15 protein-coding genes are annotated in these 17,026 nt (G+C 71.8%); 8 read left to right on the top strand and 7 right to left on the bottom strand.

Annotation, left to right across the window (positions count from 1 at the left end; translation table 11 throughout):
* The 4 genes from EDD27_RS05195 to EDD27_RS05180 are packed head-to-tail and all read left to right on the top strand — an operon-like array spanning window position 1 to window position 5,187.
* Window positions 1–1,479, top strand: coding sequence for an aldehyde dehydrogenase family protein (locus EDD27_RS05195; RefSeq protein ID WP_206641259.1), 1,479 nt, complete (start codon window positions 1–3; stop codon window positions 1,477–1,479).
* The gene (locus tag EDD27_RS05190) at window positions 1,476–3,215 is read left to right on the top strand and encodes a non-ribosomal peptide synthetase (protein ID WP_127931330.1); all 1,740 of its coding nucleotides are present in this window, start codon (window positions 1,476–1,478) and stop codon (window positions 3,213–3,215) included. The genes EDD27_RS05195 and EDD27_RS05190 overlap by 4 nt, the downstream gene beginning before the upstream one ends.
* Window positions 3,212–3,982 carry a thioesterase II family protein gene (locus EDD27_RS05185; RefSeq protein WP_164903486.1) on the top strand — a complete coding sequence of 257 codons (771 nt, stop codon included), beginning with the start codon at window positions 3,212–3,214 and terminating at the stop codon, window positions 3,980–3,982. Before EDD27_RS05190 ends, EDD27_RS05185 begins: the two co-directional genes overlap by 4 nt.
* A complete protein-coding gene (locus tag EDD27_RS05180) occupies window positions 3,982–5,187 on the top strand; it encodes a cytochrome P450 (RefSeq protein WP_127931328.1) in 1,206 nt (401 codons plus the stop codon). The genes EDD27_RS05185 and EDD27_RS05180 overlap by 1 nt, the downstream gene beginning before the upstream one ends.
* 12 nt (window positions 5,188–5,199) lie before the next feature.
* On the opposite strand, the gene EDD27_RS05175 is transcribed toward EDD27_RS05180, so the two are convergent.
* Complete coding sequence (locus tag EDD27_RS05175; protein WP_127931327.1) at window positions 5,200–6,360, bottom strand: DUF711 family protein; 1,161 nt, start codon at window positions 6,358–6,360, stop codon at window positions 5,200–5,202.
* Window positions 6,361–6,574: 214 nt separating this feature from the next.
* Between EDD27_RS05175 and EDD27_RS05170 the strand changes: the two genes are divergently transcribed.
* The 3 genes from EDD27_RS05170 to EDD27_RS05160 all read left to right on the top strand — a co-directional run bounded on the left by EDD27_RS05170 (window position 6,575) and on the right by EDD27_RS05160 (window position 10,029).
* Window positions 6,575–8,104, top strand: coding sequence for an alpha-N-arabinofuranosidase (locus EDD27_RS05170; protein WP_127931326.1), 1,530 nt, complete (start codon window positions 6,575–6,577; stop codon window positions 8,102–8,104).
* A gap of 123 nt (window positions 8,105–8,227) precedes the next feature.
* Window positions 8,228–9,226 carry a LacI family DNA-binding transcriptional regulator gene (locus tag EDD27_RS05165; RefSeq protein ID WP_206641258.1) on the top strand — a complete coding sequence of 333 codons (999 nt, stop codon included), beginning with the start codon at window positions 8,228–8,230 and terminating at the stop codon, window positions 9,224–9,226.
* Between the two features lie 107 nt (window positions 9,227–9,333).
* Complete coding sequence (locus EDD27_RS05160; RefSeq protein WP_338324634.1) at window positions 9,334–10,029, top strand: enoyl-CoA hydratase/isomerase family protein; 696 nt, start codon at window positions 9,334–9,336, stop codon at window positions 10,027–10,029.
* Between the two features lie 3 nt (window positions 10,030–10,032).
* On the opposite strand, the gene EDD27_RS05155 is transcribed toward EDD27_RS05160, so the two are convergent.
* Genes EDD27_RS05155 through boxC form a run of 6 tightly spaced genes read right to left on the bottom strand, consistent with a single transcriptional unit; the run spans window position 10,033 to window position 15,956 of the window.
* A complete protein-coding gene (locus EDD27_RS05155) occupies window positions 10,033–10,560 on the bottom strand; it encodes a gamma carbonic anhydrase family protein (protein WP_127931324.1) in 528 nt (175 codons plus the stop codon).
* A gap of 3 nt (window positions 10,561–10,563) precedes the next feature.
* Window positions 10,564–11,400, bottom strand: coding sequence for an amidohydrolase family protein (locus tag EDD27_RS05150; protein WP_206641257.1), 837 nt, complete (start codon window positions 11,398–11,400; stop codon window positions 10,564–10,566).
* An 8-nt stretch (window positions 11,401–11,408) separates the two neighbouring features.
* Complete coding sequence (fdxA, locus tag EDD27_RS05145; RefSeq protein WP_127931322.1) at window positions 11,409–11,741, bottom strand: ferredoxin; 333 nt, start codon at window positions 11,739–11,741, stop codon at window positions 11,409–11,411.
* A gap of 14 nt (window positions 11,742–11,755) precedes the next feature.
* Window positions 11,756–12,733, bottom strand: coding sequence for an NAD(P)/FAD-dependent oxidoreductase (locus EDD27_RS05140; protein WP_206641256.1), 978 nt, complete (start codon window positions 12,731–12,733; stop codon window positions 11,756–11,758).
* Entirely contained in the window at window positions 12,730–14,271 is a 1,542-nt protein-coding gene (locus EDD27_RS05135; RefSeq protein WP_127931321.1) for a benzoate-CoA ligase family protein, read from the bottom strand. Before EDD27_RS05135 ends, EDD27_RS05140 begins: the two co-directional genes overlap by 4 nt.
* A 2-nt stretch (window positions 14,272–14,273) precedes the next feature.
* On the bottom strand, window positions 14,274–15,956 hold the full coding sequence (boxC, locus tag EDD27_RS05130) for a 2,3-epoxybenzoyl-CoA dihydrolase (protein WP_241563872.1): 1,683 nt from the start codon (window positions 15,954–15,956) through the stop codon (window positions 14,274–14,276).
* Window positions 15,957–16,115: 159 nt separating this feature from the next.
* Between boxC and EDD27_RS05125 the strand changes: the two genes are divergently transcribed.
* Window positions 16,116–17,021, top strand: coding sequence for a PaaX family transcriptional regulator (locus tag EDD27_RS05125; RefSeq protein WP_127931319.1), 906 nt, complete (start codon window positions 16,116–16,118; stop codon window positions 17,019–17,021).
* Window positions 17,022–17,026: the final 5 nt, after the last annotated feature.

The raw sequence follows: 17,026 nt of genomic DNA, 5'->3' as shown, positions 1-17,026 counted from the left end.
ATGAAGAGAATCCTTGAGAACCAGTGGATCGGCGGCGCCTGGACGCCGTCCGACGCCCAGGCCGGGATCGACGTCATCGACCCGAGCGACGAGAGCACGATCGCCACGGTCCCCGCGGGCACGGCCGCGGACGCCAGGCGCGCGGTGGCCGCGGCTCAGGCGGCGGCGGAGGATTGGGCGAAGACGCCGGTCAAGGACCGGCTGCGGTTCCTGGAGCGCTTCGTCGCGCGGCTGGAGGCGCGCGCGGGCGAGTTCGCCGACACGATCACCGCGGAGGTCGGGGCGCCCATCCAGGTCGCCCAGCGGGTCCAGGTCGGCCTCGCGCTCGGCATCGCCAAGTCGTTCGTGGAGATCACCAAGAACTTCGCGTTCGAGCGTACGGTGGGCAACTCCCTGGTGCTCCGCGAACCGGCCGGCGTGGTGGCGGCCATCACGCCGTGGAACGTCCCCCTGATCATGATCATCCAGAAGCTGGTGCCCGCCCTGATGGCCGGCTGCGCGGTGGTGCACAAACCGAGTGAGCTCACCCCGTTGCACGCGTACCTGCTGGCGGAGGTCACGGCCGAGTGCGACCTGCCGCCCGGCGTGTTCAACGTGGTGGTCGGCGAGGGCCCGGTCGTGGGCGCGGCGCTGACGGCCGACCCGGGCGTAGACCTGATCTCGTTCACCGGCTCGGTGCGCGCCGGACGTCAGGTGGGCGCCATCGCCGCCGAGCACATCAAGCCGGTCCACCTGGAGCTGGGCGGCAAGAACGCGAGCGTCGTCCTGCCGGACGCCGACCTCGACCTGGCCGTGAAGGCGACCGTGAACCAGGCGTGCTTCAACACCGGTCAGGCGTGCCTGCAGTGGAGCCGCCTGCTGGTGCCCGCCGACCGGCACGACGAGGCGGTGGCGCTGGCCGGCGAGCTGGCCGCGACCTACCGGGTCGGCTCGCCGCGCGACCCGTCGACCGACGTCGGGCCGTTGGTGTCCGCGGCGGCTCTGGAGCGGGTGCGCGGCTACATCGAGACCGGGCTCGACGAGGGTGCCGACCTGGTGACCGGCGGTCCGGAGCCGCTGCCCGACCTGCCCGCGGGCTACTACGTGCAGCCGACGGTGTTCGGCAAGGTCGGCGAGTCGATGAGGATCGCCCAGGAGGAGATCTTCGGACCGGTTCTGTCGATCATGCCGTACGACGGCGAGGAGGAAGCGATCAGGATCGCGAATGGCACCCCGTACGGGTTGCACGGCTCGGTCTGGTCGCAGAGCCTCGACCACGCCACCCACGTGGCCAAGCGGATCCGCACCGGCCAGGTCGACATCAACGGCGGCCCCTTTAACGTGCTGGCCCCCTTCGGCGGGATGAAGCAGTCGGGCATCGGCAGGGAGTGCGGCGTGGAGGGCCTCGACGCCTTCTGCGAGATCAAGGCTATGCAGCTGCCCGACGAGGGCGCGGAGGCGATGGGCCCGTCGGCGCGTGGACAGGCGGCCTCGGCATGACCGAAGCATCGACGACAGCGCAGCCACCGCTCAGCCGCCTGTTCGGCGCGATACGGAACTGGGCGGAGGATCATCCGTCGGGCACCGCGGTGGCGGCGCCCGACGGTGTGATGACCTTCGCCGAGCTGCTGGAGCAGACCAGGTCCATCGCCGGCCGGCTGGCGGCGGCGGGCGTGAGCACCCGGACCCCGGTGGGGTTGTTCACGGGCCGTTCGCGCTTCGCGATGCCGAGCCTGCTCGCGGTGTGGTGGCTCGGCGCCACGGCCGTGTTGGTCGACGAGCGCCACCCGGCCGACCGGCTCTACTCGGTCCTCCTCGACGCCGACGCCAAGGTCCTGGTGGCCGGGCAGGTGCCGACGGGGGCCGCACCGCCCAAGACTCGCGCCGTCGACCCCCAGGCCGCCGAGCACGGTGTGACCCCGGTCGAGACGCCCGCCGTGCCCGCTCGCGGTGACTGCGCGTACCTCATCTACACCTCCGGTACCACGGGGTGGCCGAAGGGCGTCGAGGTCACCTACGCCAACCTGGCGGTGTTCCTGGATGCCATCGCCACGCTGGACCTCCCCACGGGAGGGATGGGGATCAACGCGGTGTCGCCGGCCTTCGACGGCTGGCTGTGGTGCTCGCTGCTCCCCCTGCTGCACGGCCAGGGGGTGGCGCTCCTCGACGTGGCCGCGAAGGACAACACCTCCGGCCTGTCTGAGCTGGTGGAGGCCCACGCGCCGCGCACGGTGTGCCTGACCCCGACGCTGCTGTCCGCGCTGGATCGGATCCCGCCGGCCGAGGTCTTCGTGGTCGCCGGCGAACCGTGCCCGCCCGCCCTGCTCGCCGGGCTCGCCGGCGCGCCGCGCGTGCTCAACGTGTACGGCCCGACCGAGGCGACCATAGCCGCGACCTGGGCCGACAGCGCGCGCGGCGACGACACGGCGACGATCGGCAGACCGATTCCTGGTTACCGCGTGTACGTACTGGACGACGCGGGCGCGCCCGCGGCCGAAGGCGAGCTGTACATCGCCGGACCGGGCGTCGCGCGCGGCTACCGCAATCGGCCCGAGCTGACCGCCGAGCGTTTCCTGGACGACCCGTTCGCGCCCGGTCAGGAGCGCATGTACCGCACAGGCGACCGCGTGCGGCTCAGACCGGACGGGCTGCTGGAGTTCAGGGGCCGGGTCGACGAGCAGGTCAAGATACGCGGCTTCCGCGTGGAGCTGGGCGAGATCGAGCAGATCGCGGCCGGCGTCGACGCGGTACGCTCGGTCGCCGCGTTCCCGTCCGCCGCCGGTGACACCATAGGCCTGGCGGTGACCGTCGTGCCTGGCGCCGACGCCGCCACGTGCGTCAAGCTCATCAAGGAACGCTGCGCGGCCCGCCTGCCCGACGCCATGGTGCCGACCACGATCAAGGTGGTCACGAGACTGCCCGCGCTGCCGACCGGCAAGGTGGACCGGGCGGCGCTCGCGGCCATGGCGCCGGCCGTCACCACCGGCCGGTCGCCGAGCAGCGACCGCGAGCGGCTGGTCTGCGAGACATGGAGCAAGGTGCTCAGCCGCGAGGTGGACGACGTCGACGCGAACTTCTTCGAGCTGGGCGGCCACTCCCTGCTTGCCGCGCGCGCCATCGGGGCGCTGCGCCGCAGCACGGGGCTGTCGCTGTCGGTGCGGCACCTGCTGGCCGCGCCGACCGCGGCATCGCTGGCCGTCGAGATGGACCTGATGGCCGCGGGAGAGAGCTCGTGACCGGCTCCTGGCTGGCGTCCTGGCACCCGGAGCCGGACGGGCGGCCCGTCCTGCTCTGCCTGCCACCTGCTGGAGCGGGCTGCGGGCAGTTCCGGGAATGGCAACGCGTGCTGGGCGACGACATCGCGGTGATCGGCGTGCAACTGCCCGGCAGGGAGGCACGCTGGGCGGACCCGGACCCCGCTTCGGTGGACGAGGTGGTCGGCGGCGTCGCCGCCGACCTGTCCACCCTGATCCCCGCCGAGCACCCGCTCGTCGTGTACGGGCACAGCTTCGGCGGGCTGCTCGGCTACGAGATCACCCGCTCGCTGCGCAAGGAGCGCGACCAGCGGGTACGTGCACTGGTCGTGGCCGCCTGCCGGCCGCCGCACCACTGGACCGGCCCGGGGCGCGGGCTGGCCGAGAACGACCGGGCGCTGGCCGGACTCCTGGACGACCGCGGCCTCAGCGCCGACGACCTGGACGAGGACTCCAGGGAGCTGATGCTCGACGTACTGCGCAGGGACGCCAGGCTGTCCCTCACCTACACCGGCGTCGACCTGACCGCCGTCGACTGCGCCATGGAGGCGTGGGGCGGCGAGATGGACCGCACCGTCCTGCCCGAGCACGTGCGCGGCTGGCGCGACTACGCCGCCGGCGATTTCCGCTCGCGGATGTTCCCCGGCGGGCACTACTTCGGCCTCGACACCCCGGCCGAGACGCCGGCGCTGCTGCACGACCTTGCCACCGGCCCATCCACAAGCCCATCCACCGGGGGGAGAGCCTGATGACGCAGGCACGGGTGATCGACCTGACCGACGTCGGCATGTTCGCCCGCAACGAGTTCTGGGACGCCCTGGCCTGGCTGCGCGCCAACGACCCGATCCACTGGCACGAGGAGGACGACGGCCCGGGCTTCTGGGCGCTCACCCGCTACGACGACATCTGCGTGGCCTACGCCGACCAGACGTCGTTCAGCTCCCGGTACGGCATGAACCTCGGCGGCAACGCCGAAGCCGTCTCCGCGGTCTCGCAGCGGATGCTGATCGTCTCAGACCCGCCGGACCACACCGCGCTCAAGCGGGTGTTGTCGAAGTCGTTCGCCCCGTCCGAGACGCCGAAGCTGGAGCGGATCGCGCGGCAGGTCTCGCACGACATCCTGGCCGACGCCGTCGGGACCGGCCGGATCGACTTCATCGAGGTGGCCAAGCTGCTGCCCAACCACGTCGTGTGCGCGCTGATGGACCTGCCGCGGACGGACTGGGCCTGGGTGGGGCAGACGACCACCGAAGCCTTCGAGGGCGAGAACGAGGAGCAGCGCCGCGCCGCGCATGGCGAGATCTTCCTCTATTTCGAGGAACTCGTACGCGAGCGGCGGGGCTCGGACGCCGACGACTTCATCAGCCGGGTCGCGCGCGACCGCCGGACCACCTCCGTGCCCGGCGAGGAGCGGCTGTTGACCGACGAGGAGATCGTGTTCAACCTCAACGGCGTCATCGCGGGCGCCAACGAGACGACCCGCTACTCGACGGCCGGCGGCGTGCTGGCCCTGATCGACAACCCCGCGCAGTGGCAACGGTTGCGGGAGTCCGCCGCGGACCTGCTCCCGCTCGCCGTCGAGGAGATCCTGCGCTGGACGGTGCCCGGCGTGCACACGCTGCGGACCGCGACCAGGCCGACGGTCATCGGCGGCAGGGAGATCGCCGCCGGCGATCGCGTCACACTCTGGAACGTCTCGGCCAACCGTGACGAGACGGTGTTCGCGGACGCGGACCGATTCCTGGTGGACCGCTCCCCCAACCGGCACATCTCGTTCGGGGCCGGGCGGCACCTCTGCCTCGGCGCCCGCCTGGCCAGGCTCGAGATCAGCGCGTTCCTGACCGAGCTGATCGACCAGGTGGAGAAGGTGGAGCTCGCGGGCGAGCCGGCGTACAACGCCTCGAACTTCACCTGGGGCCTGAACCATCTCCCCGTACGCCTCATCCCGCGCTGACGGGCGGGCGGCTCACCGCGGCAACGTCAGGTCCACCAAGTACGGGGAGCCGAAAGCGGTCCGGTCGCCCGGCCCCGCGCCGGGCACCGGGAACAACCGGGCCGACAGCGGCTTGTCCAGCCGCACGGCCAGAGCCGCCACGTCCAGCAGGAGGCCGGCCACGTGGGCCTCGGAGACGTCGCCGGGCAGCGGCACGGTGTCCAGGCCCGTGCCGCAGACCGCCGAGTACGCCAGCAGCTGATGAACGGTGATCCCACCCGACTCCCACGCCCGGGCCAGGACCGTGTCCTCCATGACCGGCAACATCAGCCCGCAGTAACCGCACCGCGGGAGCTCGATGGACCGCAGGGCCCGGGTGAGCGCGGAGGCGGCGGCGAGCGTGCCCGGCCCTCCGAAGGGCCCGCCGATTGCGTGCTCGATCGCGGCGCCGATGCTGACGTCCCCGTGCGGCGCCGGGGACAGGTCGATGCCGTGGAAACCGAGCCCGATGTCGGCGGCCAGCCGCTCGGCCAGCCGGGCCACCGGCTCGGCCGCCGCAGCGAGCGCCGCGCGGACGCGCTCCGTGATCGCCTCGGGATCCAGGCCGGACGGCGCGTCGCTCAGCGCGTCCGTCACCACTCCAGCGGACTGGAGGCCGACGGCGAACCCGTCCGGGCCCTCCTGGTAGGCGGCGGGGAAGAACGGGTGCCCGGGCCCGACGTTGGCGAGGGCGGCGAACCGGAAGTTGCCGATGCCCTGTGGCGTGCCGGCGGCCAGCCGTGTCACGATGCGCGCCGCGGGCAACGCCGCCGCGGCCCGCAGGCCGTGCTGGGCCGTGCCCAGCTGCACGGTGCAGTTGAGTGCCGTGCACTCGGCGAGCAGCTCCTCGATGCCCGCCAGCCTCTCGAGCGGGAACTCGGGCCTCGCGGCCTGCGCCGGCCCGAGCGACAGGTGGCCGATCCCGGTGTCATTCAGGACGCGCTGCACACTGCGGGCGTACGGCAGGAGGTCGCCGGTCATGTCGTCGAAAACCGGGCGCGTGGACAACCGTATGGTCTGAACCTCGTACCCCGCGTCGCTGAAGCCGGATTCCAGCCAATGCGCCGCTGCCGCCGCCTTCTCCAGGACGGCGCCCGCGACCGGATGCGCCTCGGAGATGCCTACCGTGATCGTACGTATCACGGACTGTGCCACGAATGCCCCCTCTAGGCGTAGGAGAAGCATGGGTAACCTAGCCCCGGCCGCGGCCGGCGGCAAGTGGCCCTGTCGACGGCCGGGCCGACCGGCCGGAGCCCCAGGGAGAGCGGGCACGGCACCCTTGACAGTCCTGGCTGTATCGATAAAGTTGCCTCGCTTTACCGATCCATTTATCGATAAAGTCCCCCCTCTTGATCGCAAGGGATTCATCGTGAGCAATGCCGTCGTGCCTGCCATCATCAATGTCGACGTCGAGGGTCCGGTGATCAGCCGGCATCTCTACGGCCATTTCGCCGAGCACCTGGGCCGCTGCATCTACGGCGGCTTCTACGTGGGCGAGGACAGCGACCTCCCGAACGCCGGCGGCATCCGCCTGGACGTCGTCGACGCGCTGCGTGCCCTGAACATCCCGAACCTGCGCTGGCCGGGCGGCTGCTTCGCCGACGAGTACCACTGGATGGACGGCATCGGGCCCAAGGACCAGCGCCCCTCGATGGTCAACACCCACTGGGGCAACGTCGAGGAGAACAACCACTTCGGCACCCACGAGTTCATGGCCCTGTGCGAGCTGCTCGGCGCCGAGCCGTACATCAGCGGCAACGTCGGCTCGGGCACGGTCAAGGAGATGAGCGACTGGGTCGAATACCTCACCCGCGAGGGCGACTCGCCGATGGTGCGCCTGCGCAAGGCCAACGGCCGCGACAAGCCCTGGCGGGTGCGCTTCTGGGGGCTCGGCAACGAGACCTGGGGCTGCGGCGGCAACATGACCGCCCAGCACTACGCCGACGAGGCCCGCCGCTACGGCACCTACTGCCGCGACCACGGCGACAACAAGCTGTACCGCATCGCGGCCGGCGCGAACACCGACGACTACGCCTGGACCGAGACGCTCATGAAGACGCTGGGCAGCCTGGGCTGCGCCTACCGGCCCCAGCCGTTCTACCAGGCGCTGTCCCTGCACTACTACACGGTCCCGGGCACCTGGCAGGACAAGGGCGACGCCACCGTGTTCGACACCGGCGACTACTACGCCACGATGGTCCAGGCGGCGCGGATCGACGAGCTGCTCACCGGCCACTCCAACGTCATGGACTGCTACGACCCGGGCAAGAAGGTGGGCCTGGTGCTGGACGAGTGGGGCACCTGGTGGAACGTCGAGCCGGGCACCAACCCGGGCTTCCTCTACCAGCAGAACACCCTCCGCGACGCGCTGGTGGCCGGCCTGCACTTCGACGTCTTCCACCGCCACGCCGACCGGCTGGTGATGGCCAACATCGCCCAGACCGTCAACGTGCTCCAGGCCATGATCCTCACCGACCCCGACTGCGGCGCGCTCGTGCTCACCCCCACCTACCACGTGTTCGAGATGAACAAGGGCCACCAGGACGCGGCCTCCCTGCGGGTCGACGTCCCCTCCGGCGTACCGGCCCGCGAGGTCGGGCCGGCGAGGCTGGAGACGGTCTCGGTCTCGGCGAGCCGCAAGGACGGGCGGGTGCTCGTGTCGATGTCCAACCTGGACGCGGCCGAGGCCGTCGACGTCGAGCTGGACCTGCGCGGCGGTACCGTGGCCGACGTCCGCTCCCGCATCCTCACCGCGGAGAAGCTGCAGGCCCACAACACGCCCGAGACGCCGGGCGCGGTCGCCCCGAGGCCTCACGAGCAGGTCACGGCCACCGCTACCGGGCTGCGGGTGCACCTGCCCGCCCACTCCTTCGTCACCGTGGAGGCCCGCCTCGCATGACGGGCACCAGGGCCGCCCTGCGCACCGCGATAGGCTCGGCGCGATGACAGTGGCGGCCCGCCAGAGCCCGCCGGAGCTCGCGGAGACCGGGACCCGGCCCGCAGGACAGAACGTGGGGCACGCATGGTGACCATGAACGACGTCGCCCGGCTCGCCGGGGTGTCGAAGATGACGGTCTCCAACGTGGTCAACAACCGCGCCGGGGTCAGCGACCCCGTCCGCCGCCGGGTGCTGGAGGCCATCCGGCAGTCGGGCTACCGCGTGAACCTCTCCGCCCGGACGCTCAAGTCCGGGCGGACCGGCATCATCGGCCTCGCCGTGCCGGAGATCCGCAGCCCCTACTTCGGCCACCTCGCCGCCCATGTGATCGACGAGGCCGCGCAGCGGGGCTTCCACGTCGCGATCGAGCAGACCGGGGCGGCCGCCGCCGGAGAGATCGAGGCGATCGCCCATTCACACACGCTGCACTTCGACGGCCTGATCCTCAGCGCGGTCGAGCTCGATCGCGCCGATCCGCGGCTGGCCGGCACCGGTTACCCCATCGTGATGCTCGGCGAGCAGGACTTCGGCGGCCGTTTCGACCACGTCGCCATGCCCAACGAGGAAGGAACGAAAGCGGCGACCGCGCACCTGATCGACCAAGGCTGCCGCAGGATCGCGATCGTCACCGGTAGTGCCCTCAAGGGGGTCAACGTGGTGACCCGCCGCTACCAGGGCTACCTCGCCGCCCTCGCCGAACGCGGGCTGGAGCCGGATCCCGCGCTGCTCTTCACCATTGACAAGCTGACCATGGAGGCGGGCCGCGCCGCGGCCCACCGCCTGGCCGGCCCCGGCCGGGAGGTCGACGGCGTGGTCGCGGTCACCGACACCGTCGCGCAGGGAGTGCTCCGCGGCCTCGCCGACCGCGGCCTCCGGGTCCCCGGCGACATCCGTGTCGTCGGCTTCGACGACATCCCCGAGGCGGAGTTCATGGTGCCCTCGCTGTCCACGGTGGCGCCGGATCACCGGTGGATGGCCGAGAAGGCCGTCGAGCTGCTGACCGGCCGCATGAGTGCCCCCGGACGCGAGACCGGCGAGTACACCGCTCCCTTCGAGCTCAGGATCCGCGAATCCAGCACCTGACCATCGCTCTACGTTAGAGTGTCGTATCATCAAGGATCTGTAGCACGTTCTGGACAGAGGAGCGTCCGCTGAGCGACACACTGAGGATCGAGGACGGTCAGGATCGGGTGCTGGTCCGGCTGGACCGCCCGCACGTGCGCAACGCGATCGACGCGGCGATGGTGGCCGATCTGCACGAGGTGTGCGCCGAGCTGGAGCGCCGCCCCCGGATCCTGGTGATCACCGGGTCGGGCGGCGTGTTCGCGGCCGGCGCCGACATCCGGGAGCTGCGCGAGCGCCGCCGCGAGGACGCCCTCGCCGGCATCAACAGCGGCCTGTTCGACCGCATCGCCCGGCTGCCGATGCCCACGATCGCCGCCATCGACGGGCCCGCGCTCGGCGGCGGCGCGGAGCTGGCCTACGCCTGCGACTTCCGCATCGCGACCCCGCGGGCCCGGTTCGGCAATCCCGAGGCGGGGCTCGGCATCATGGCCGCCGCGGGCGCGTGCTGGCGGCTGCGCGAGCTGGTCGGCGAGCCGCTCGCCAAGGAGATCCTGCTCGCGGGCAGGGTGGTGTCCGCCGAGGAGGCGCTGGCCGTCAGGCTGGTGAACGAGCTGGTCCCCGAGGAGGAGCTGGCGGCCGCGGCGGACCGGCTGGCCGCCCGCATCGCCAAGAACGCGCCGCTCGCGCTGCGCCTGACCAAGCTCGCCCTTGCCGCGCCTCCTGGCGCCCATCCGCGCTTCGACGACGTGGCGCAGGCCGTGTTGTTCGAGACCGAGGACAAGCACGCGCGCATGACGGCGTTCCTGGAGAAGCGCCGCTGACGGTCAGCTGTCGACCCTGCGCAGCTCGTTCCGGTAGCGCTTGGCGTTGCCGCGGTATTCGTCCACGCCGTAGTCGATCCACTCGCTCTGCGCGGTGCCGTCCATCGGCCTGGGGCGGGCCGGCACGCCGAGCGCCATGTGGCCGGCCGGGACCTCCAGCCCTTCCGGTACGAGCGCCTGCGCGCCGACCACCGACCCGGCACGCACCACGGCGCGGTTCAGCACCACGGCACCCGAGCCGATGAGGCAGCGGTCCTCGACCGTGCATCCTTCGAGATGGGCGTTGTGCCCGACGACGCAGTCGCTGCCGATCACGGTGGGCCACTGCTCGGTGGTGTGCACGACGGTGCCGTCCTGGACGGAGGTACGCTCGCCGATCTCGGTGCGGCCGAAGTCGCCCCGCAGCACGGCGGCCGGCCACACTGACGACTCCGCGCCGATGGTGACGCTGCCGATGACGACGGCGTCGGGGTGCACGTACGCGTCCGGATGGATGCGGGGCACCTGGTCGCCGAGAGCGTAAACGGGCATCGGTCATACCCCCGCGTACACGCGCATCGCGTTGCCCGCGAGCACGGCCGCGGCCACGCCGGCCGGGAGCAGCCCGGCGACGGCACGCGCGTTGGCGGCGATGCCGGGCACGCCGGGCCAGTCGGTGCCGAAGATGCATTTCCGCGCCAGGCGGGTGAGGTCGTAACGCGCGTAGTACTCGGGCAGCCGCTTGGGCGGCAGGCCGGACAACTCCAGCCACACGGTGTCGTTCGACAGCGCCAGGAAGGCCGCGGCGTCGTACCACCAGCCGCGCCCGCCGTGCGCGAGCACGACGTTGAGGCCGGGGAAGTCGCGCACGACCGGGATGAGGAAGCGCGGGTCGGCGTTCTCGTTCATCGAGCCGGGGAAGGAGCTGGTGCCGCAGTGCACGACGAGCGGGACGCCCCGCTCCTCGAGCACCTGGTACGCCGGGTAGAGAGCCGCGTCGTCGCAGCGGAACCCGCCGTGCACCGGGTGCAGCTTCAGCGCGGCGGCGCCGAGGTCGAGCTGCCGCCGCACCTCCTCGGCGAGCGGGAAGTGCAGGTGCGGGTTGACGTTGGCGACCGGGCGGAACCTGGCCGGGTTGTGCTCGACGATCGGCAGCAGGTCCTCGAAGGACTGCATGCCGGTCGCCTTGGGGCTGTACTCGCAGAACAGCAACGCCACGTCCACGCCCTGAGCGGCGAAGATCTCATCCAGGCGGGCCGGGCGCGGCCTGCCGTCCCCGTCCCAGGCGTCCTCCATGAGGCCGTGCTCGCCGAAGTCGCGGGCCCACGTCAGCCAGGCCGGCTTGAGGGTGCCCAGCACGGGGATGTGCACGTGCGCGTCGATGAGTCGCATGCCATCGATCATGACCGGTCCGCCACCATGGGCGTGTCGACACCGATGCGGCCCGTCTTGCTCGAACCGCCGGGCGCGCCGATCGGCGCGTCGCGCCCCGGCAGCACCTCGGCGAAGAAGCGGCGGTTGTCCTCGACGAAGCCGGCGTGCTCGGGGTCGACCCGCCGGTCCTGGCTGATCGCCTCGACGGGGCACACGGGCTCGCACGCGCCGCAGTCGATGCACTCCTTGGGGTTGATGTAGAGCTTGCGGTCCCCCTCGTAGATGCAGTCGACCGGGCACTCCTCGACGCAGGACTTGTCCATGACGTCGATGCAGGGTGCGGCGATGACGTACGGCATGTGAGAACTCCTGACTAGACCGGGGCGGGGTTGTCGGTCGAGTGCCCCGGGAAGAGCTGGGCGGCGGGGTCGATGTGCACCGCGGCGTTGTTGACGGCCGTCGCCACCTCGCCGAACCCGACCGCGATCAGCCGCACCTTGCCGTCGTAGTCGGCGATGTCGCCGGCGGCGAAGATGCCGGGCACGTTGGTGCGCATCGCCGAGTCGACGACCAGGTGGCGGTTGTCGTGCAGGTCGAGCCCCCATTCGCGGAGCGGCCCCAGGTTGGCGGTGAAGCCGAGGGCCGCGACGAGCCGCTCGCACGGCAGGGTCTCCCCCGTGCTCAGCTCGACGCGTTCCAGCCGGTCGCCGCCGTGGGCGGCGGTGACCTGGGCGTTGGTGACGATCTCCACGGGCGAGGCCTTGAGCCGCTCGACCGAGCCGTGGTGGGCGCGGAACGCGGCACGGCGGTGCACGAGCGTGACGCTCCGCGCGATGGGGTGGAGCATGAGCGCCCAGTCCACGGCGCTGTCGCCGCCGCCGACGACGACCACGTCCTTGCCCGCGTAGTCCGCGCCGTCGGGCACGAAGTACGCAAGGCCCCTGCCGAGGAACTCCTCGCCGGCCGGGAGCGGGCGCGGCGTGAAGGTGCCGATGCCGCCCGTCACGACGACCGCCCGGGCGGTGATCTCTGTTCCGCCGCTGGTCTTCACCACCAGCAGGCCACCGGGCGCGTGCTCGAGCCGCTGGGCCTCCTCGCCGAGCACGTACGCCGGCTGGTACGGCGCCGCCTGCTCCACCAGATTGGCGATGAGCTGCCGGCCGGAGACGGCGGGGAACCCGGCGATGTCGTAGATCTGCTTCTCCGGGTACATGGCGCTGACCTGCCCGCCGACCTGGCTGAGCGAGTCGGCGACCGCGGTGCGCAGCCCGCGCACGCCGGCGTAGTAGGCGCCGAACAGGCCGACCGGGCCCGCCCCGACGATCAGCACGTCGACGTCGATCACGCTCATCCCGCCACCTCCTGGTGGGCGAGGAGCTCGCGGACCTTGAACCGCTGGATCTTGCCGGTCGCCGTCTTGGGCAGCTGCTCGAGGAAGACCACCTGCCGGGGGCGTTTGAACGAGGCCAGCCCGTCGCGGCACCACTGGACGAGCTCCTCGGCGGTGACCTCTCCCCGGGTGACGACGCACGCGACCGGCTTGTCGAGCCCGTGCTCGTCCGCCACGCCCACCACGGCCGCCTCCTCGACCTGCGGGTGCTCGAGCAGGCGGCTCTCGACCTCGGCCGGGGAGACCCAGATGCCGCCCGCCTTGAGCAGGTCGTTGCTGCGGCCCAGGCAGGTGTAGTAACCGTCGGGCGCCCGCACGTAGGTGTCGCCGGTGTTGAGCCACTCGCCCGCGAACACGGCGCGGCTGGCCTCGGTGCGCCGCCAGTAGCCCAGGGCGATGGACTCCCCGCGTACGTGCAGCGCCCCCGGCACGCCGTCGGGCACTCGCGTGCCTTCGGCGTCGCGCAACTCGATGTCGTAGCCGGGCACCGGCACGCCCGTCGTGCCGGGGCGCACCTCGCCGGGCCGGTTCGACAGGAAGATGTGCAGCGCCTCGGTGGAGCCGATGCCGTCGATGATCTCGACGCCGAAGCGCCCGGTGAACCTCTCCTGCAGCGGCGCGGGCAGGGCCTCCCCCGCCGAGGCGGCCAGGCGTACCGAGGTGAAGGTGTCCTCCGGCAGGTCGGCGGCGAGCAGCGCGGCGTAGAAGGTGGGAACGGCGAAGAACAACGTCGGCCGGTCCGCGGCCATGCGCGAGGCCGTCACGGCGGGGGTGGGGCGGCGCGGCTCCAGCACCGTCGTGGCCCCGGCGGAGAGCGGGAAGAACATCGAGTTGCCGATGCCGTAGGCGAAGAAGAGCTTGGCGATGGAGAAGCAGACGTCACCGGGACCGATGCCGAGCACCTGGTCGCCGTAGGTCTGGCAGACGTGCCGGATGTTGGCGTGGCGGTGCATGGCGCCCTTGGGCACGCCGGTGGTGCCGGAGGTGTAGAGCCACAGGGCCCAGGAGTCCTCCAGGGTGACGGCGGGCTCGCGCGACCGGCCTTCGCCCGCTTTGAGCAGCTCCGCCCACGTCAGGGACGGGCTGTCCGGCGGCGCGTCGCCGTCCCACACCAGATGGCGCACCTCGGGCGCCGCGGTGAGGGCCTCCCGGACCTGGGGGGCGTAGTCGGCGCTCGCCACGACCACGGCGGCGCCGGAGTCGGCGATGATCGCGCCGAGCTCCTTCGCCCCCAGCATGGTGGAGACCGGCACGGCCACGAACCCGCCGCAGAAGGCGGCGAGGATCCCGGCGAACATGGGCACGTCGTCGTTGGTGACGAACACGACGCGGTCGTCGCGCCGCAGGCCGAGAGAGCGCAGCCCGGCGGTGACGGTCCCGACGAGCTCCGAGAGCTCGGCGTAGGTGAGCGTGGCGGCGCCGCGCACGGCCACCCGGCCGCCGTGGCCCTCCCGCACGTGGCGGTGGACGAGCCACCTTCCCGCGTTGAACTCGGTCATGGTCAGACCCGCCCGAGGTCGTAGTCGCCCTTGCGGCCGGTGCCGTAGCGGCGCAGGGCGCCGTCGGGGCCGGAGGCGTTCGGCCGGATGAAGATCCAGTTCTGCCAGGCGGTGAGCCGCCCGAAGATCTTCGTCTCCAGCGTCTCGGGGCCGACGAAGCGGTGGTTGGCCTCCATGCCGGTCAGCGCGTCAGGCGACAACGAGGCGCGTTCCTCCAGAACGATCCGCAACTCCTCTTCGAAGTCGATGTCGTCCAGGGCCAGCGTGACCAGGCCGAGCTCCACCGCGGCGGCCGCGTCGAGCGGCTCACCGAGCCTGGCGCGCACGGCCTGCAGGTCGTCGTCGTGTCCCCAGAAGCGCGATTGCAGGCGGGACAGGCCGTTGCCCATCGGATAGTCGCCGTCGTTGGACAGGGTGAGCACGATGGTGGCGGGGACAGGGGGCGGTGGGGCGTAGCCATGGAGGGGAAGCGCTGCATCGTCGTCGCGGTCTTCGTAGACGCCCTCCAGCATGTACTGCCGGTCGGCGGCCAGGGCCAGCTCGGCCAGCAGCCCGGCGAAGGCCGTCCCCGGCTCGATGACGGCGATGAGGCTGCGGCTGGTGACGTCGAGGCGCTTGAGCGTGCGCTTGTAGTAGTGGCGCACCTCGTTGACGAACCAGTCGCCGGCCATCTCGCGCAGCTGGGCGTCGTAGGCCAGCACCCGCTCGTGGTCGCCTGCCGCACGCAGCACCCAGATGCCCAGGTCCAGCTCGTTGGTCCGCAGGTGCAGGATGAGGTCGTCCAGCGCCCGCGTCACGGCGAGCGGCCAGTAGTCGGCGCCCTGGGCCGCGGGGTCGGCCGGCGGGGCGTCGTGGGGGCCGGTCACGGTGATCTCGACAAGGCGGCCGGCCCGGTCGATCCGCGCCGACAGGTACGGGTAGGTGATCGTGTCACCCTCGTCCTTGCGGTCGAGCGGCGTCAGCGCCACGCCCTTCGCCCCCGAGGGCCGCCGGGACGTCGCCGCGGCTGCCGCGGCGCGCCTGGCGACCTCCTCGTCCAGGGCGTTACGCGGGACGGACGCGTCCACCAGGCCCCACTCCACAGCCGTGCGGCCGCGGAACCCCTCGGACTTGGTGGCGAAGAGGTCGGCGCGGTCCTTGCGCACGTGGCGCTTGTCCACGACGCGGGTCAGGCCGCCGGTGCCGGGCAGCACGCCGAGCAGGGGAACCTCGGGCAGGGACACAGCGGATGATCCGTCGTCGACGAGGACGATCTGGTCGCAGGCCAGCGCCAGCTCGTAGCCGCCGCCCGCGGCGGTGCCGTTGAGCGCGGCGATCCACGTCTGGCCGGAGTGCTCGGTCGCGTCCTCGATGCCGTTGCGGGTCTCGTTGGTGAACTTGCAGAAGTTGACCTTCCAGGCGTGCGTGGACTGGGCCAGCATCCTGATGTTCGCCCCGGCGCAGAACATCCGCTCCAGGCCGCCGGTCACCACGACCGCCTTGACCTCCGGGTGCTCGAAGCGCAGCCGCTGGACGAGGTCGTAGAGCTCGATGTCGACGCCGAGGTCGTAGGAGTTCATCTTGAGCTCGTAGCCGGGGACCAGGCCGCCGTGCTCGTCCACGCGCAGCGTGACGGTGGCCACCGCCCCGTCCACCTCGAGCTTCCAGTGACGGTAGCGGTCCGGGGAGGTCGCGAAGCGGACCACCGGCGGAGCCGAATGCGTTGTTTCACTCAATGCGCGCTCCAGGAGGCGAAGGGGGCTTGCGTCTTCAATGTTCGACGTTTCGCAGATGTATCGTCAAGTGTTTGTAGCATTTTGGGAGACTGGGCTCGCCCTACGCGCAGGGTTGCCTAACCTGGCAGAATGCGCGTCACCAGCGAGTCGAAGCACAGGAGGGCAGACGTGGCCCCGCGCGAAGCGCGCACGGAGAACGGCCGGGCGGCCGATCGGCGCCCGACCGGCGCCAGCGCCCGCTCGCTCCTGCTGACGGTCCTCGGCGAGTTCGTGCTGCCGCGCAGCGGCGAGGTCTGGACGGGCACCCTCGTCACCGCGCTCGGTGCCCTCGGCATCGAGGAGAAGTCCGCGCGCCAGGCCCTGTCCCGCACCGCGGCCGAAGGCCTGCTCACGTCGGTGCGACACGGCCGCAAGGTGCGCTGGAACCTGACCGAGGCCGGCGACCGGCTGCTGCGCGAGGGCACCGAACGCATCTACGGCTTCATGCGCGGGCCGCACGCCTGGGACGGCCGCTGGCTCGTCCTCACGGCCGGGGTGCCGGAGACCCAGCGCCAGCTGCGCCACCGCCTGCGCACCAAGCTCACCTGGCTCGGGCTCGGCTCGCCCTCCCCCACGCTCTGGATCGTCCCCGACGTCTCCAAGGAGGCCGCGGTCAGGGACGTCATCCACGAGCTCGACCTCACCGACCGCGCCTACGCCTGGACCGGTCCGTCGGCGAGCATCGGCGACGCCGCCAAGCTGATCAACGCGGCGTGGGACCTCGACGACGTGGAGAAGCGCTACCTGGCCTTCATCGAACGGTTCGAGGGCCTCGCCGCCGAGTCCGACCGCGACGCGTTCGTCCACCAGGTGCTGCTCATCCAGGAGTGGCGGCGCTTCCCGTTCCTCGACCCCGACCTGCCGGCCGAGCTGCTCGAGCACGACTGGCCCGGGCCACGGGCGGCGGCCGTCTTCCACGACCGGCACAACCGGTGGCACCGGCGTGCCCAGGCCGAGTGGGACCGCATGGACGAGGGCGCCGCCGCCCGTTCCTGACCGCC

The sequence above is a fragment of the Nonomuraea polychroma genome (genome assembly GCF_004011505.1).
Lineage (GTDB): Bacteria > Actinomycetota > Actinomycetes > Streptosporangiales > Streptosporangiaceae > Nonomuraea > Nonomuraea polychroma.
Note: the sequence above shows the minus strand (reverse complement) of the source record. Positions and strands in the feature narration are given on the sequence as shown.

Coding starts and splice junctions, on each gene's coding strand:
- EDD27_RS05195 (WP_206641259.1), top strand. CDS start 1: ATGAAGAGAATCCTTGAGAACCAGTGGATCGGCGGCGCCTGGACGCCG.
- EDD27_RS05190 (WP_127931330.1), top strand. CDS start 1,476: ATGACCGAAGCATCGACGACAGCGCAGCCACCGCTCAGCCGCCTGTTC.
- EDD27_RS05180 (WP_127931328.1), top strand. CDS start 3,982: ATGACGCAGGCACGGGTGATCGACCTGACCGACGTCGGCATGTTCGCC.
- EDD27_RS05165 (WP_206641258.1), top strand. CDS start 8,228: ATGGTGACCATGAACGACGTCGCCCGGCTCGCCGGGGTGTCGAAGATG.
- EDD27_RS05155 (WP_127931324.1), bottom strand. CDS start 10,560: ATGCCCGTTTACGCTCTCGGCGACCAGGTGCCCCGCATCCATCCGGAC.
- EDD27_RS05150 (WP_206641257.1), bottom strand. CDS start 11,400: ATGCGACTCATCGACGCGCACGTGCACATCCCCGTGCTGGGCACCCTC.
- fdxA (WP_127931322.1), bottom strand. CDS start 11,741: ATGCCGTACGTCATCGCCGCACCCTGCATCGACGTCATGGACAAGTCC.
- EDD27_RS05140 (WP_206641256.1), bottom strand. CDS start 12,733: ATGAGCGTGATCGACGTCGACGTGCTGATCGTCGGGGCGGGCCCGGTC.
- EDD27_RS05135 (WP_127931321.1), bottom strand. CDS start 14,271: ATGACCGAGTTCAACGCGGGAAGGTGGCTCGTCCACCGCCACGTGCGG.
- EDD27_RS05125 (WP_127931319.1), top strand. CDS start 16,116: ATGCGCGTCACCAGCGAGTCGAAGCACAGGAGGGCAGACGTGGCCCCG.